Here is a 14,687-nt window from a genome sequence, read left to right on the forward strand (position 1 = left end):
TCCGTTTTCCCACAGGGGCGTTGACTTCGCTCACCGGCGGTGCCGATGATCCGCGCATGGCGACGAACCCCGTACCCCAGTTCCCGGCCGGCTTCCTGTGGGGCGTCTCGACGTCCGCGCACCAGATCGAGGGCGCGACGCAGCTGCGCGAGCAGTCCGTGTGGGACGCCTTCACGGCCGAGCCGGGACGGGTGAAGGACGGTTCCACCGCGACGGTGGCCTGCGACCACTACCACCGCTACCGCGAGGACGTGGCGCTCCTCGCGGACCTCGGGGTCGACGCGTACCGCTTCTCGATCTCCTGGCCGCGGGTGCGCTCGTCCGAAGGCCTCGGCTTCTACGACCGGCTGGTGGACGAGCTGTGCGCGGCGGGCGTACGGCCGGTCCCGACGCTCTTCCACTGGGACCTGCCGGTGGGGCTCGACTGGCTGGAGCGGGACACGGCGGCGCGGTTCGCGGACTACGCGGCGGTGGTCGCGGAGCGGCTCGGCGACCGGGTCGCGAAGTGGATCACCCTGAACGAACCCGCCGAGCACACGCTGCTGGGCCACGCGCTCGGCGTCCACGCCCCCGGCCGGCAGCTGCTGTTCGACGCGCTGCCGGTCGCCCACCACCAGCTCCTGGCGCACGGGCTGGCCGTACAGGCCCTGCGCGCGGCCGGCGCCGCCGACGTCGGGATCGCCAACTCGCACGGACCGACCTGGCCCGCGTCGGAACAGCCCGCGGACGTGGAGGCGGCGGACTTCTACGACGTTCTGCTGAACCGGCTGTTCGCCGACCCGCTACTGCTGGGCGAATACCCCGCGGGCCTCGGCGAGTTGATGCCGGGAGACGTGGCGTCCGACCTGAAGGTCATCGCCGAGCCGGTCGACTGGTACGGGATCAACTACTACGCGCCGACACGGGTGGGGGCACCACAGGGCGCGGAGATCGAGTTCGGCGGCGTCCGGATGCCGGCCGAACTTCCCTTCTCGGTGCGGGAGATCGAGGACGTGCCGCTGACGGACTTCGGCTGGCCGGTGGTGCCCGAGGGGCTGACCGAACTGCTCACCGGATTCCGGGACCGGTACGGCGACAGGCTGCCGCCGGTGGTGATCACCGAGAACGGGTGCTCCTACGAGGGGCTCGACGACCAGGCGCGGATCGCCTACCTCGACGGCCATGTGCGGGCGCTGCACACGGCGCTGACGGCGGGCGTCGACGTACGCGGGTACTTCGTGTGGTCGCTGCTGGACAACTTCGAGTGGGCCGAGGGGTACGCGCGCCGGTTCGGGCTGGTGCACGTGGACTACGAGACGCTGGAGCGCACCCCGAAAGCCTCGTACCACTGGTACCGGGAGATGCTCCGCGCCCGGCGCTGAGGCGCGCGCCCGGTCACCGAGGGCTCAGAAGCCCAGCTTGCGCAGCTGCTTCGGGTCGCGCTGCCAGTCCTTGGCCACCTTCACATGCAGGTCCAGGAAGACGGGGGTGCCGAGCAGCGCCTCGATCTGGCGGCGTGACTTGATGCCGACCTCCTTCAGGCGCTTGCCCTTGGGGCCGATGATGATGCCCTTCTGGCTGGGGCGCTCGATGTAGACGTTCGCGTGGATGTCCAGAAGCGGCTTGTCCGCCGGGCGGTCCTCGCGCGGGAGCATCTCCTCGACGACCACGGCGATGGAGTGCGGCAGCTCGTCGCGTACGCCCTCCAGCGCGGCCTCACGGATCAGTTCCGCGATCATGACCTGCTCGGGCTCGTCGGTCAGGTCGCCCTCGGGGTAGAGGGCGGGGCCCTCGGGGAGCAGCGGGACGAGGAGGTCCGCCAGCAGCTTCACCTGCTTGTCCCCGACCGCCGACACCGGCACGATCTCGGCCCACTCGAAGCCCAGCTCCTTGCCGAGCTGGTCGATCGCGATCAGCTGCTCGGCCAGCGTCTTGCTGTCGACCAGGTCCGTCTTCGTGACGATCGCGACCTTCGGCGACTTCTTGATCCCCGCGAGCTCCTTGGCGATGAAGCGGTCGCCGGGGCCGATCTTCTCGTTCGCCGGGAGGCAGAAGCCGATCACGTCGACCTCGGCCCAGGTGGTGCGCACGACGTCGTTGAGCCGCTCGCCGAGCAGGGTGCGCGGCTTGTGGAGCCCGGGGGTGTCCACCAGGATCAGCTGCGCGTCGGGGCGGTGCACGATGCCCCGCACCGTGTGCCGGGTGGTCTGCGGCTGGTTCGCGGTGATCGCGACCTTCTGCCCGACCAGTGCGTTCGTGAGGGTGGACTTGCCCGCGTTGGGACGGCCCACGAAGCAGGCGAAGCCCGCCCGATGGTCAGTCTCGGCCGGCTGCTCGGATGACGGGGTACGAACGCTCATGGCGCCCATTGTCCCTGATCGCCGAAGCCGTGGCGCACAGTGTGACCCCGGTACCGGTGGGCCGGGGTCACGACCGTGGACGGATCAGTCGAACACGAACGGTCCCGGCGACTGCGGGCCCGTCGCCGTGCAGGTGATGGTGATGCCGAAGACGGTCATCCTGAGCGAGCCGCCGAAGGCCTCCAGGCTGTCCCCGGAGGCGACGGTGCCGGTCAGCGGGCCCACGGTGACCGGGGCACCGGCCGCCATCGCCGGGTTCTTCCTGCCGGTGAAGGCGGTGGTGCCGCCACTGCCCTTGACCAGCGTGAGCCTGGAGGAGATCGAGTCCGCCCCGAGACCGATGGGGGCGGTGATCGCGGTGGAGGTGAGGGTCATGGTGGCCGTGGTGCCGTCCTGGGTGGCGGTGAGCGTGGCCTCGCCACCGCCGAAGCCGCCGCAGTCGGCGGTGAGGGCCGCCGATTCCGGCGTGACGGCCAGGGCCGCGGGTGCGAGCAGGACACCGGTCACCGCGAGGGCGCCGATCGTCAGTGCCGCACCGGACGCGATGCGCTTGCCTCTCATGGGGGACTCCCTTCCCGTGTGGGGAATGCCATGTGGGGAATGGACGGGAGGAACACCGACGGACCACCCCCGCCGCGGGGTGCGGGCGCGCGGCACGGGCTCGACATCTGACGGTCCGTCGGAACCAACGATTCCATTGACACGCGAGTGACGCACGGCGGCAAGGCGTATTTCCGGCCTTCGCGTACCGGCCCCGCCCGGGTCCGCCGGAGAGGCCCCGGGCGAGCGGCCCCTCAGCCCGCGGAGACCGTCAGCCGTACGGCCCCGTCGGGCCCGGCGACGAGCACCGGCGTCCGCGGCCCGCCCAGATCCCGTACGGCCGCCAGATCCTCCGCGGACGCGGCCTCGGCCTCCGTGACGAGGGCCGCCGCCTCCAGCGACCTCGCGCCCGACGCCACCGCCATGGCCACGGCGGTGCGCAGGGCGCTGAGCTTCAGCGAGTCCAGGTCGACGGTCCCGGCGGCATACGTACGCCCCGTCTCGTCCCGTACGGCGGCCCCCTCGGGCACACCGTTGCGGGCCCGGGCCGAACGGGCCAGGGTGACGATCTTGCGGTCCTCGGGGTCGAGCGCGCTGCTGTCGGTCATGCCCCGAGCATACGGACGACGGCGGACGGCCTCAGGGGCGGTCCAGGCGCAGCCGCTCGGCCCGCGGCAGCCCGGCCACCACCAGGTCGTAGGAGTCCTCGATCTGCTCGCGGACCAGGCGGCCGGGCAGCGAGCCGTCCACCGTGACCGTGTTCCAGTGCCGCTTGTTCATGTGCCATCCAGGGACGATCAGACCGGGGTGGCCGGCGCGCAGGCGCACCGCGTCCTCCGGGTCGCACTTGAGGTTGACCGTGAGCGGGCGGGCGTCCAGGGAGGTCAGGGCGAACATCTTGCCCAGCACCTTGAACACCGACGTCCCGGGCCCGAACGGGAACTCCTCGACGGCCGCCTCGAAGGACAGGCACAGGGAACGCAGCTCCTGGGGCCTCACGCCGGCTTCGTCTCCTCCCGCGGCGGGTCGGCGTCGGCCACCGGCTCCACGAGCACCGTCACGACCTTGTTCCGGCGCCCGGCGGCGGCCTCGGCGGTCAGCCGCAGCCGCCGGCCGTCCGGCAGGTCGACCACGGCCGTGGCACCGGCGATCGGGACCCGGCCCAGCGCCTTGGCCAGCAGCCCGCCGACCGTCTCCACGTCCTCGTCGTCGTACGCCTCCAGCCCGTACAGCTCACCGAGGTCGCCGATGTCGAGGCGGGCGGTGACCCGGTGGCGGTCCTCTCCGAGGGGCTCCACGGGCGGCAGCTCACGGTCGTACTCGTCGGTGATCTCGCCGACGATCTCCTCCAGGATGTCCTCGATGGTCACGATCCCGGCCGTGCCGCCGTACTCGTCGATGACGACGGCCACGTGGTTGCGCTCCTTCTGCATCTCCCGCAGCAGGTCACCGGCGTTCTTGGTGTCCGGCACGAAGAAGGCGGGCCGCATGGCCGTCGACACCAGCTCGGACTCGGCCTCCCGGCTGATGTGCGTCTTGCGGACCAGGTCCTTCAGATACACGATCCCGACGATGTCGTCCTCGTTCTCCCCGGTGACCGGGATACGCGAGAAGCCGGACCTGAGGGCGAGCGTCAGGGCCTGGCGGATCGTCTTGTAGCGCTCGATGACCACCAGATCGGTGCGCGGGACCATCACCTCCCGCACGAGGGTGTCGCCGAGCTCGAAGACCGAGTGCACCATGCGGCGCTCGTCGTCCTCGATCAGGGACTCCGCCTCGGCGAGGTCCACCAGGGCGCGCAGCTCCGCCTCGGAGGCGAAGGGGCCGCGCCGGAAGCCCTTGCCCGGGGTGAGGGCGTTGCCGATGAGGATCAGCAGGGGCGGGATCGGTCCCATGACCCGGGCCAGCGGGACCAGCACGTAGGCCGCCGCGGTGGCCGTGTTCAGCGGGTGCTGACGGCCGATGGTGCGCGGTGAGACGCCGACCGCGACATACGAGACGAGGACCATGACCGCGATGGCGATCAGCAGCGCCTCGGTGGTGCTGGCGAACTCGTTCAGGCAGGCGTACGTGACGAGCGCGGCCGCGGCCATCTCGCAGGCGACGCGGACGAGCAGCGCCACGTTGAGATAGCGGGTGGGGTCGGCGGCGACCTGGGCGAGCTTCGCGCTGCCGCGCCGGCCGGAGCGTACGGCCTCCTCGGCGCGGAAGCTGGAGACACGGGCGAGGCCCGCCTCCGCGCAGGCGGCGAGCCAGGCGACGACGACCAGCGCGACGGCGCCGGTGACCAGCGGGAGGCTCATGACACGGTGGGGGCCGGGGAGGGGCCGGTCAGACCCTTCTCCGCACGCCAGCCGTCCACGATGGCCGCCTGCAGACCGAACATCTCGGCCTTCTCGTCCGCTTCCTCGTGGTCGTACCCCAGCAGGTGCAGCACTCCGTGGACGGTGAGCAGCTGGAGCTCCTCGTCCATGGAGTGCTGCGTCGGGGCCTCGGCCCCCTGCTTGGCGGCGACCTCCGGGCACAGCACGATGTCGCCGAGCAGGCCGCTGGGCGGCTCGTCGTCGTCCTTGGCCGGCGGGCGCAGCTCGTCCATCGGGAAGGACATGACGTCGGTCGGACCCGGCAGGTCCATCCACTGGATGTGCAGCTGCTCCATGGCGTCGGCGTCCACGACGATCACCGAGAGCTCGGAGAGCGGGTGGATGCGCATCCGTGCGAGCGCGTAGCGGGCGATGTCGAGGATCGCCTGCTCGTCGACCTCGGTTCCGGACTCGTTGTTGACGTCGATCGACATGGTCGTGCTGGTCTACTTCCCCTTGGTGCCCTTGGCGCCGGTCCTGCCACGGCCCTTGTGCGTGCCGTTCTCCGTGCCGTTCTGGCTGTCGAACTTCTCGTACGCGTCGACGATACGGCCCACGAGCTTGTGCCGGACGACGTCCTGGGACGACAGCCGCGAGAAGTGGACGTCCTCGACACCCTCCAGGATCTCCTGCACCTGGCGCAGACCGGACTTGGTGCCGCCGGGCAGGTCGACCTGGGTCACGTCACCCGTGATCACGATCTTCGACTCGAAGCCGAGACGGGTGAGGAACATCTTCATCTGCTCGGGGCTCGTGTTCTGAGCCTCGTCCAGAATGATGAAGGCGTCATTGAGGGTGTTGTGCGTCAGCAGGTAGTCCTGCGTGACGTACAGGGAGTCCTCGGCCGCCACCTGGATGCAGACGGTCTCCTCCCGCCCCGCGGGCTCGATCGAGTCGATGAAGCGCATCGGACGTCCGCCGCCTCCGGCCGCGTGGTACTTGTCGCGCTTGCGGGCCAGGCGGAAGGGTTCGATGCCCTCGGGGAGGCGGATGTCGACGATGTGGGCGTCGTACCGGTAGGCGATCTCCTTGCCGTTCGCGAGACCGGGCTTGCGGCCCTGGGCCGCACGGCGACGCGTGTACGCGACACCGCCCAGCGACCGCACGAGGGAGATCACGTCATCACGCAGCAGGATCGACGTCGTCGTGTACTGGATCCGGCACGTGCGATCGGCCTGGGTGACCGGCCCGCCGTCGGAGTCGAGCAGCCCCTGGAGCACGGCCAGCCGGACCTCGGCGGAGTTGTGCAGGTAGTCGTCCGGGACGAACTTGCTGTGCGAGCGAGTGCGCAGCAGGTCCAGTTCTCGCAGGACCCGTGTGACGGGGTTCTCGATGGTGACCACGTCGCCCGGGGACTTGATCCGGTTCAGGGTGTAGTCGGGTCCGCCCTTGTGACGCAGCGCGACACCGGGCAGCGCGGATTCCAGCGCCACGGCCAGCTCCGGATCCTCCGTCGCGAAGGACGGAGTCGTGGAACCCGTGAGGCAGCCGTCACCCAACAGCAGCCCCAGCGCGTACGGATCCATGGGAACCTCGCGCTCCGGGAAACACACCGGCGCGGTGAGCAGCGGCAGCTCGTAACGGCGGGCGTGCGCCGCCCGCAGGTTGCCGATCATCTCCTGGGTTTCCAGGACCCGCCACGGCTTGTCGCGGCGCTTGTCGTCGCGCGTCCTGACCGTCCACAGGTGCTCGCCGCAGGCCAGGGTCCAGGAACCGTCCTGGGCAGTGACGCGGTAAACATCCTTCTCACCCTGCGGGTAGACGCCGAGGACCGGCGTCGGCTCGCCGTTGGAACCGATGACCAGGTCACCGACCTGGAGGTCCCCGATGGGGCGCCAGCCTTCCGGTGTCAGGACGTTGGTGAACCGCGGCTGCGCTCTGCCACGCATATATGCCAGCGGTGCGACCTCGATCGTGCCCGCTGCCATCAGGCGCGGGATCGAGTCCGGGTCGAGCATGTCGTGCAGCGCGTCGTAGAGCGGGCGCAGGTACGGGTCGATCTTCTCGTAGAGCGTGCCCGGGAGGAAACCGAGGCGCTCGCCGGCCTCGACGGCGGGGCGGGTCAGGATGATCCGGTTGACCTGCTTGGACTGCAGGGCCTGCACGGCCTTGGCCATGGCGAGGTAGGTCTTGCCGGTGCCGGCGGGGCCGATGCCGAAGACGATGGTGTGCTTGTCGATCGCGTCGACGTACCGCTTCTGGTTGAGGGTCTTGGGGCGGATCGTGCGGCCGCGCGAGGACAGGATGTTCTGGGTGAGCACCTGCGCCGGCGTCTCTTCCGCGCCCTCGCCGTTCTCCGTCGCCCGGAGCATGGCGATCGAGCGTTCCACTGCGTCCTCCGTCATCGGCTGCCCGGTGCGGAGCACCAGCATCATCTCGTCGAACATGCGCTGGATGAGGGCGACTTCCGCCGCGGGCCCGACCGCGCTGATCTCGTTGCCCCGGACGTGGATGTCGGCCGCCGGGAAGGCCTTCTCGATCACGCGCAGGAGGGAGTCGCCGGACCCCAGGACGGTGACCATGGGGTGCTGGGCGGGGACGGTGAACTGTGCTCTCGACTGCCCCTGCGCGGGGGTGTGAGCTGTCGGTGTCTGAGTCATGGGCCGGCGCTGAAGGCCTGCTCGTCCTCCTCGATACGACTCGCCTGCCACGAGGGCGGCCTGGCGATTTCCAGAGTACGCCGGACGGCTGACATCGCTGTAGGACTTTTCCGTGGCCCATCCGGCCCGTGAGGCCCTCGGGGCGGGGTCAGGCGGACCGGCCGAAGCCGATCGTGGGGACCGCTCGGCGCAGTGGCCAGGGCCGGGCGGTGGCCGGGATCAGGTCCTCCAGGAAGGAGTAGCGGCGCAGGGCGGCGGGGTCCTGGTCGTCGTAGGACTGCACCTTGCGGAACCAGGCCGCGATCTCGGACCAGCCGGGGGCCGACAGGGAGCCGCCGAACTCCTGGACGGAGAGGGCGGCGACGAGGCCGGCGAAGGCGACGCGGTCGGCGAGGGGCCATCCGGCCAGGGTGCCGGTGACGAAGCCGGCGACGAAGACGTCTCCCGCGCCGGTGGGGTCCAGGGCCTCGACGGCGATCGCCGGGACCTCGGCGCTCTCGCCGGTGCGGCGGTCCACGGCGTAGGCGCCGTCGGCACCGAGGGTGACCACGGCGAGCGGCACGTGTGCGGTGAGGGCGTGCGCGGCGGCGCGGGGGCAGGTGGTGCCCGTGTAGCGCATCGCCTCCTCGGCGTTGGGCAGGAACGCCTCGCAGTGTGCGAGGTCGGGGAGGCCCGCCAGGTCCCAGGCGCCGGTGTCGTCCCAGCCGACGTCGGCGAAGATGCGGGTGCCGGTGCTCGCGGCCTGCGCGATCCAGGGGGCGCGTTCGCCCGGGGTGAGTGAGGCGACGGCCGCACGCGCGCGGGGCGGGTGGTCGGGGGCGGTCTCCTCGGGGGGCGGCTCGTGGCCGTGGGAGACCATCGTGCGCTCGCCCTCGTAGGCCATGGAGACGGTGACCGAGGAGTGCCAGCCGGGGACCGTGCGCGAGGGGGTGAGGTCGATGCCCTCGCCCTGCTCCAGGGCGTCCCAGCAGTAGTCGCCGTAGTGGTCGTCGCCGAAGGCCGCCGCGAGGGAGGTCTTCAGGCCGAGGCGGGACAGCGCGGTCGCCATGTTGGCGACGCCGCCGGGGCTCGATCCCATCCCTCGCGCCCAGGACTCCGTGCCGCGCACCGGGGCGGAGTCGAGTCCGGTGAAGATGATGTCGAGGAAGACGGTGCCGGTGAGGTACACGTCCCAGGGTGGCTCTCCCGGCCCGCGCAGGGCGGCCAGGGGGTCGACGTGGGCGTGGCAGTACCGGCCCTCGTGAAGGGTCGGCATCGCCCTGGTGGCGGGCAGCGGTCCCTCTCCGTCGGACCCGATCACAGTGTGCTCCCTGACGTGGTACTGACCCGGCCAGTGTGCACCACACCACGGACAACTCCCTGGCGCCCGGGCGGGGCGCCGCGCCGGGCCCGGGCGGAAGGCGTGCGGGGGTCCCCCGGCGGGGCACGCGCCCACGCGCGGGCGTGCCCCGGGGGCCCGGCGCTACCAGCGGGGCATCGCGGGGGTGACCCACTGCGGGTCGGTGACCCGCATCGCCGCCGCGTCGTCGCGGTCGCGCAGTGTGCCGTCGTCGTCCAGCCAGCGCCTGTGGAGCGGGGCGAGCCGGTCCGGGTCGAGCTCGACGCCGAGGCCGGGGGTGTCCGGGACCTTCACGGACCCGTTCTCGAAGACCGGCCGCTCGGTGAGCACGTCCTCCGTCTGCCAGGGGTAGTGGGAGTCGCAGGCGTGGTGGAGGCCGGGGACGGTGGCCGCGGCATGGGTCATCGCGGCGAGGCTGATCCCGAGGTGGGTGTTGGAGTGCATGGACACCCCGACACCGAAGGTCCGGCAGACCGCGGCGAGCTGCTGGGTGTTGCGCAGCCCGCCCCAGTAGTGGTGGTCGGAGAGGACGACCTGGACCGCGCCGCGCGTGAACGCCTCCTCGATCTCGGCGAACGTCGTCACGCACATGTTGGTGGCCAGGGGTACGCCCGTGCGCGCGGCGACCTCGGCCATGGCGGGGGTGCCGAGCGCGGGGTCCTCCAGGTACTCCAGGACGTCGCCGAGTTCCCCGGCCACCTTGACGGCCGTCTCGACGGACCAGGCACCGTTGGGGTCGAGGCGCAGCGGCCGCCCGGGGAACGCCTCCGCCAGCGCGCGCACGGCCGCGATCTCCTCGTCGGGCGGGAAGACGCCTCCCTTGAGCTTGAACGAGGAGAACCCGTACCGCTGCGTGAACTTCCGCGCCTGCGCCACGATCCCGGCGGGGTCGAGCGCGGCGCCCCAGTCGTCCCGCTCGGCGGGGACGCCCGCCGGGTGCTCGGCCCACTTGTAGAACAGGTACGCGCTGTACTCGACCGTGTCGCGCACCTTGCCGCCGAGGAGTGCGTGCACGGGCAGCCCGAGCGATTTCCCGAGCGCGTCCAGACAGGCCACCTCGAAGCCGGAGGCGACGGACAGCCGCAACTTGTCGGCGGTCTGCACCCCGCGCAGCCCGCCGACGTCCACGGCGTGGGAGACCCGGGAGGCGTCCACGGACACCTCGTCGGCGACGGCGAACAGCCCGTTCAGATCGGTGACCTGCCGTCCCTTCAGCTTCTCGGCGAAGGGCCGTGCCAGTTCCAGGTACTTGGTGTCGCCGTACGTCTCCCCGACGCCGGTCACACCGTCCGCCGTCACGACCTCCACGATCAGCCGTGGCGTGTAGGGCTGGTGGACGCCCTGTGTGTTGAGCAGGGGCGGGTCGGCGACCAGGATCGGGGTCAGTCGCACGTCGGTGACGGTGAGGTTCACGGGGCGGCTCCTGCGAGGTCGGGTCCGGTGACGGGCGGGGCGTCCTCAGGTCGGCGTGGTCGGCCGCCGAGGGAACCGGCGCCTCATCTCCCCATGTGGACACCATCCATATAGGGAGACGGAGACTAGGCAGGCGGACAGCGGTCGTCAACGGTCCGCGCGCCGCGACGGGCGTTCCGCCGGCGCCTCACGGACACGGGGGCGCGGGGCCCGCGGACACCGGGGCGCGGGGGCCCGCGGACACCGGGGCGCGGGGCCCGCGGACGATCGGGACATGCCGCGGACAGGCGGTACGAACAGGGCGGAGGCCCACGGGAAAGCGCCGCATCTACCCGGCCTCAACGACCCCAAACGGAAGGTGATCCAGATCACCCACCCCGGTCTCCCGTCGTACTGCCCCCGCTTGATACAAATTGCCCGCGCGTTCCTGTCCGTCGACGGTCGTCGCCCGATCCCCTTTCCTGTGCCGTCCTTTCGCATGCCCTGGGAACGCCCGTGCTCGCCCCCCGCACCCCCTCGCCCTGGCCCCTCGTCGCCCTTTTCACGGCCGGGTACCTCGCCCCGTACCTCCTCCCGACCGTCGTGGGCAGGCTGGACTCCGGGCTCCCCGTCTCCGCCACCCAGGCGGGCGCCATCGGCAGTGCCCTGCTGCTGAGTTCGGCCGCCGCCGGGTTCCTGCTCTCGTCCCGGGTCGACCGGATCGGACCGCGCACCCTGGCCCGCGCGGGCCTGGCGCTCGCCGTCCTCGGCTACGGCGGCGCCGCCCTCACCACCGCCGTCCCCGCGGTCGTCGCCGGCGCGATGACCGGCGGCTTCGGCTCCGGAGTGGCGACCGCGGTCGCCGCCACCGGGATCGCCTCGCAGAAGGACCCGCACCGGATCACCACGTTCGGCCTGCTCGGCGTCTCCGCCCTCGCCGGAGTGGTCTATCTGACGGTCCCGCACCTCGGCCCCGGCCACGGCCTCCCGCTGGCCGCGATCGCCCTCACCGCGCTCGCGGTCTGGCCGCTGACCGGCCGCCTGCACGCCCGGACGCCGGCGCTCTCCGTGAGCCGTACCCGCGATCCCCTGCCCCGGCTGGGCCCCGGTCTGCTGCTGGCCGCGGCGATGCCGTGCTGGTCGATGGCGCAGAACGCCCTCTGGGGTGTCAGCGGCAGGATCGGCGTCACCCAGGCGCACCTGGACGAGGCGACCGTCGGCGTGGTCTTCGCCGTCGCGCTCGGCGCGGGACTGGTGGGCGTGGTCGGCGCCGGAGCCCTCGGGCCCCGGTTCGGGCACGCCGCGCCCATCGGCGTCGGCACCGCCCTGATCGCGGGCTGCATCCTGGTCAGCTCGTCCGCGACGGGGCTGACGACCTTCGCGGCGGGCGAGATCGCGTGGAACACGCTCTACCCGATCGTCCTGTCGTACGTCATCGGCCTCGCCGCCTCCCTCGACCCGCGCGGGCGCTGGGCGGTACTGGTCGGCTCGGCGTCCTCGCTGGGCACGGCGGCGGGCCCGCTGACCGGCAGTCTGCTGTCGGCGCAGGCGGGTTTCCCGGCGATGGGCGCGGCCCTGGCCGCCGGGCTGCTGGTGATCGCCGTGCCGATGACCCTGGTGGCCCTGCACGCGTCCCGGCGGCCCACTCAGGTCGTCGACGTACTGGAGATCCCCGTGGACGCGCTCCCGGCCATGCCCGCCCAGCGGCACGCCTACGGCACGGCGGGGCCCCGGCAGGCGACGGCCGCACCGGGATCCGCGAGCGCCTGAGGACTACCGGAACTACCGGAACTCGTACGCCTCGACCTCCGCGAGGTACCGCGCCCGCCGCTCCTCGTCGTGCTCCAGGAAGGACGCGAGGAACGAGTTGCGGGCCAGCTCGCGCAGCCGTTCCTCGCCCAGACCGAGGGCCGCGCGCACGGCGTCGAAGTTGTCGCCCGCGTACCCGCCGAAGTAGGCGGGGTCGTCGGAGTTGACGGTGCACAGCAGCCCCGCGTCGAGCATGGCGGGCAGCGGGTGGTCGGCGAGGGCGCCGACCGCGCGCAGCCGGACGTTGGACAGCGGGCACAGCGTCAGCGGCACCCGCTCCCGCACCAGCCGTTCCACCAGCGCCGGATCCTCCAGGCAGCGCAGCCCGTGGTCGACGCGCTCGACGCCGAGCACGTCGAGGGCCTCGGTGATGTACTGCGGCGGTCCCTCCTCGCCGGCGTGCGCGACCCGGCGCAGCCCGAGCGCGGCGGCGGCCTCGTACACCTCGCGGAACTTCACCGGCGGATGACCGACCTCGGCGGAGTCCAGCCCGACGCCGGTGATGCGGTGCAGATACGGCTTCGCCGCCTCCAGCGTGGCCATCGCCGACCCGGCGGACTCGTCGCGCAGGAAGCACATGATCAGCTGGGTGGAGACGCCGTGCTCGGACTCGCTGTGCTCCAGCGCCCGCCACAGGCCGTCGACGACCGTGCCCATGCCGACCCCCCGGGCGAGGTGCGCCTGCGGGTCGAAGAAGATCTCCGCGTGCCGCACGCCCTGCGCCGCCGCCCGCGCGAGGTAGGCGTTCGCGAGGTCCGCGAAGTCCTGCTCGGTGCGCAGCACGGCCATGAGCTCGTAGTACAGGTTCAGGAAGGACTGGAGATCCTCGAACCGGTACGCCTCGCGCAGCTCGCCGGTGTCGGCGTAAGGCAGCCGCACGCCGTTGCGTGCCGCGAGCTCGAAAGCGAGCTCCGACTCCAGAGTGCCTTCGATATGAAGGTGCAGTTCGGCTTTGGGGAGGGGCATCAGTTCATCGTACGACCGATTCACCTGCGCTTCGGCATCGGCACTCGCAGTAGATCGTGTGCCACGCTCAGCTCCCCCTGGAAGCCGGCGGCGCGCGCCTGCCGCTCGAACAGGTCCGGCTCGGTGTAGCGCTGGCTGAAGTGGGTGAGCACGAGATGGCGTACGCCGCTCTCCACGGCCACCCGCGCCGCCTGGCCGGCGGTCAGATGGCCGTGCTCCACGGCCAGTCGCTCGTCCTCGTCGAGGAACGTCGACTCGATGACCAGCAGGTCGCAGTCCTCGGCGAGGGCGTACACGCCGTCGCACAGCCGGGTGTCCATGACGAACGCGAACCGCTGACCGCGCCGCACCTCGCTGACCTCGTCGAGGGCCACCCCGTCGAGCGCCCCCTCGCGCTGGATGCGGCCCACGTCGGGACCCGTGATGCCGTGCGCGGCGAGCCGCTCGGGCAGCATGCGGCGCCCGTCGGGCTCGACCAGCCGGTAGCCGTACGCCTCGACCGGGTGGGAGAGCCTGCGGGCTTCCAGGCGGTAGGAGGCCGAGGAGGCGAGCACCCCGTCGCCGTCCACCGGTTCCTCGGTGATCCCGACGGTCTCGCGGTAGGCGGTGGCGTACCGCAGCCGTTCGAAGAAGCGCTGCCCGGAACGGGGGTAGTGGGCGGTGACCGGGTGCGGCACCTGGTCGAGGTTGATGCGCTGGACGACGCCCGCGAGGCCCAGCGAGTGGTCCCCGTGGAAGTGCGTGACGCAGATCCGGTTCAGGTCGTGGGCGGCGACCCCGGCGCGCAGCATCTGGCGCTGGGTGCCCTCGCCGGGGTCGAAGAGGATGCCCTCGCCGTCCCAGCGCAGCAGGTAGCCGTTGTGGTTGCGATGCCGGGTCGGGACCTGGCTGGCGGTGCCGAGGACGACCACTTCACGGACGGACACGACGACTTATCCCGGAGGCCATTCCATGCCGCGACCGCCCAGGACATGGGCGTGCGCGTGCCAGACGGTCTGGCCGGCGCCGGTGCCGGTGTTGAAGACGATGCGGTAGCTCTCCAGCTTTTCCTCGTCGGCGACGGCCTGCGTCTCGCGCAGGACGTCGGCGGCGATCTCCGGTTCGGCGGCGGCGAGGGCCGCCGCGTCCCGGTGGTGCACCTTCGGGATCACCAGGACGTGGGTGGGCGCCTGGGGGTTTATGTCCCGGAACGCGACCGTCGTCGGGGTCTCCCGGACGATCGTCGCCGGGATCCGCCCCTCGACGATCTTGCAGAACAGGCAGTCGTCCTGCGGCTCCCCTGCCATGGTCCCTCCGGGGGTTGTGCGAGCTGATCGGGTGGGGGCATCGTACGCCCGCC

The 14,687-nt window shown here is 71.8% G+C and carries 14 protein-coding genes; 2 read left to right on the plus strand and 12 right to left on the minus strand.

The window, feature by feature from the left end; genetic code table 11:
* Positions 1–56: 56 nt before the first annotated feature.
* Positions 57–1,361, plus strand: a complete 1,305-nt coding sequence (locus ACWCPM_RS00335; protein WP_450973875.1) for a GH1 family beta-glucosidase — start codon at positions 57–59, stop codon at positions 1,359–1,361.
* A 24-nt stretch (positions 1,362–1,385) separates the two neighbouring features.
* Here the strand turns inward: ACWCPM_RS00335 and era are convergent, their stop codons facing one another.
* The 9 genes from era to ACWCPM_RS00380 all read right to left on the minus strand — a co-directional run bounded on the left by era (position 1,386) and on the right by ACWCPM_RS00380 (position 10,594).
* Positions 1,386–2,339 (minus strand): GTPase Era, encoded by a 954-nt coding sequence (gene era, locus ACWCPM_RS00340; RefSeq protein WP_450973876.1) that lies wholly within the window; start codon positions 2,337–2,339, stop codon positions 1,386–1,388.
* A gap of 84 nt (positions 2,340–2,423) precedes the next feature.
* Positions 2,424–2,900, minus strand: a complete 477-nt coding sequence (locus tag ACWCPM_RS00345) for a hypothetical protein (RefSeq protein ID WP_450973877.1) — start codon at positions 2,898–2,900, stop codon at positions 2,424–2,426.
* 233 nt (positions 2,901–3,133) lie between these two features.
* Positions 3,134–3,487, minus strand: coding sequence for a cytidine deaminase (locus ACWCPM_RS00350; RefSeq protein ID WP_450973878.1), 354 nt, complete (start codon positions 3,485–3,487; stop codon positions 3,134–3,136).
* A 31-nt stretch (positions 3,488–3,518) separates the two neighbouring features.
* Positions 3,519–3,878 (minus strand): MmcQ/YjbR family DNA-binding protein, encoded by a 360-nt coding sequence (locus tag ACWCPM_RS00355; protein WP_450973879.1) that lies wholly within the window; start codon positions 3,876–3,878, stop codon positions 3,519–3,521.
* Positions 3,875–5,182 carry a hemolysin family protein gene (locus tag ACWCPM_RS00360; protein WP_450973880.1) on the minus strand — a complete coding sequence of 436 codons (1,308 nt, stop codon included), beginning with the start codon at positions 5,180–5,182 and terminating at the stop codon, positions 3,875–3,877. Before ACWCPM_RS00360 ends, ACWCPM_RS00355 begins: the two co-directional genes overlap by 4 nt.
* Positions 5,179–5,676, minus strand: coding sequence for an rRNA maturation RNase YbeY (gene ybeY / locus ACWCPM_RS00365; protein WP_450973881.1), 498 nt, complete (start codon positions 5,674–5,676; stop codon positions 5,179–5,181). The genes ACWCPM_RS00360 and ybeY overlap by 4 nt, the downstream gene beginning before the upstream one ends.
* A 12-nt stretch (positions 5,677–5,688) precedes the next feature.
* Entirely contained in the window at positions 5,689–7,842 is a 2,154-nt protein-coding gene (locus tag ACWCPM_RS00370; RefSeq protein ID WP_450973882.1) for a PhoH family protein, read from the minus strand.
* Between the two features lie 148 nt (positions 7,843–7,990).
* Positions 7,991–9,097 (minus strand): carbohydrate kinase family protein, encoded by a 1,107-nt coding sequence (locus ACWCPM_RS00375; RefSeq protein ID WP_450974082.1) that lies wholly within the window; start codon positions 9,095–9,097, stop codon positions 7,991–7,993.
* Positions 9,098–9,304: 207 nt separating this feature from the next.
* Positions 9,305–10,594 carry a glucarate dehydratase family protein gene (locus ACWCPM_RS00380; RefSeq protein WP_450973883.1) on the minus strand — a complete coding sequence of 430 codons (1,290 nt, stop codon included), beginning with the start codon at positions 10,592–10,594 and terminating at the stop codon, positions 9,305–9,307.
* A gap of 495 nt (positions 10,595–11,089) precedes the next feature.
* Between ACWCPM_RS00380 and ACWCPM_RS00385 the strand changes: the two genes are divergently transcribed.
* Positions 11,090–12,343, plus strand: a complete 1,254-nt coding sequence (locus ACWCPM_RS00385; RefSeq protein WP_450973884.1) for an MFS transporter — start codon at positions 11,090–11,092, stop codon at positions 12,341–12,343.
* A gap of 12 nt (positions 12,344–12,355) precedes the next feature.
* On the opposite strand, the gene ACWCPM_RS00390 is transcribed toward ACWCPM_RS00385, so the two are convergent.
* From ACWCPM_RS00390 to ACWCPM_RS00400, 3 genes are read right to left on the minus strand one after another with little or no spacing between them, the layout of a single operon-like run.
* A complete protein-coding gene (locus ACWCPM_RS00390; protein ID WP_450973885.1) occupies positions 12,356–13,348 on the minus strand; it encodes an adenosine deaminase in 993 nt (330 codons plus the stop codon).
* A 20-nt stretch (positions 13,349–13,368) separates the two neighbouring features.
* Positions 13,369–14,274, minus strand: a complete 906-nt coding sequence (locus tag ACWCPM_RS00395; RefSeq protein WP_450973886.1) for a ribonuclease Z — start codon at positions 14,272–14,274, stop codon at positions 13,369–13,371.
* 6 nt (positions 14,275–14,280) lie between these two features.
* On the minus strand, positions 14,281–14,634 hold the full coding sequence (locus ACWCPM_RS00400; protein WP_450973887.1) for an HIT domain-containing protein: 354 nt from the start codon (positions 14,632–14,634) through the stop codon (positions 14,281–14,283).
* Between the last annotated feature and the right edge of the window lie 53 nt (positions 14,635–14,687).

The organism is Streptomyces sp. NPDC002309 (assembly GCF_053593375.1).

Bases quoted from the DNA above. Each gene is read 5' to 3' on its own strand.
- ACWCPM_RS00370 (WP_450973882.1), bottom strand. From the start codon at position 7,842: ATGACTCAGACACCGACAGCTCACACCCCCGCGCAGGGGCAGTCGAGA.
- era (WP_450973876.1), bottom strand. From the start codon at position 2,339: ATGAGCGTTCGTACCCCGTCATCCGAGCAGCCGGCCGAGACTGACCAT.
- ACWCPM_RS00400 (WP_450973887.1), bottom strand. From the start codon at position 14,634: ATGGCAGGGGAGCCGCAGGACGACTGCCTGTTCTGCAAGATCGTCGAG.
- ACWCPM_RS00345 (WP_450973877.1), bottom strand. From the start codon at position 2,900: ATGAGAGGCAAGCGCATCGCGTCCGGTGCGGCACTGACGATCGGCGCC.
- ACWCPM_RS00390 (WP_450973885.1), bottom strand. From the start codon at position 13,348: ATGCCCCTCCCCAAAGCCGAACTGCACCTTCATATCGAAGGCACTCTG.
- ACWCPM_RS00360 (WP_450973880.1), bottom strand. From the start codon at position 5,182: ATGAGCCTCCCGCTGGTCACCGGCGCCGTCGCGCTGGTCGTCGTCGCC.
- ACWCPM_RS00335 (WP_450973875.1), top strand. From the start codon at position 57: ATGGCGACGAACCCCGTACCCCAGTTCCCGGCCGGCTTCCTGTGGGGC.
- ACWCPM_RS00350 (WP_450973878.1), bottom strand. From the start codon at position 3,487: ATGACCGACAGCAGCGCGCTCGACCCCGAGGACCGCAAGATCGTCACC.
- ybeY (WP_450973881.1), bottom strand. From the start codon at position 5,676: ATGTCGATCGACGTCAACAACGAGTCCGGAACCGAGGTCGACGAGCAG.
- ACWCPM_RS00375 (WP_450974082.1), bottom strand. From the start codon at position 9,097: ATGCCGACCCTTCACGAGGGCCGGTACTGCCACGCCCACGTCGACCCC.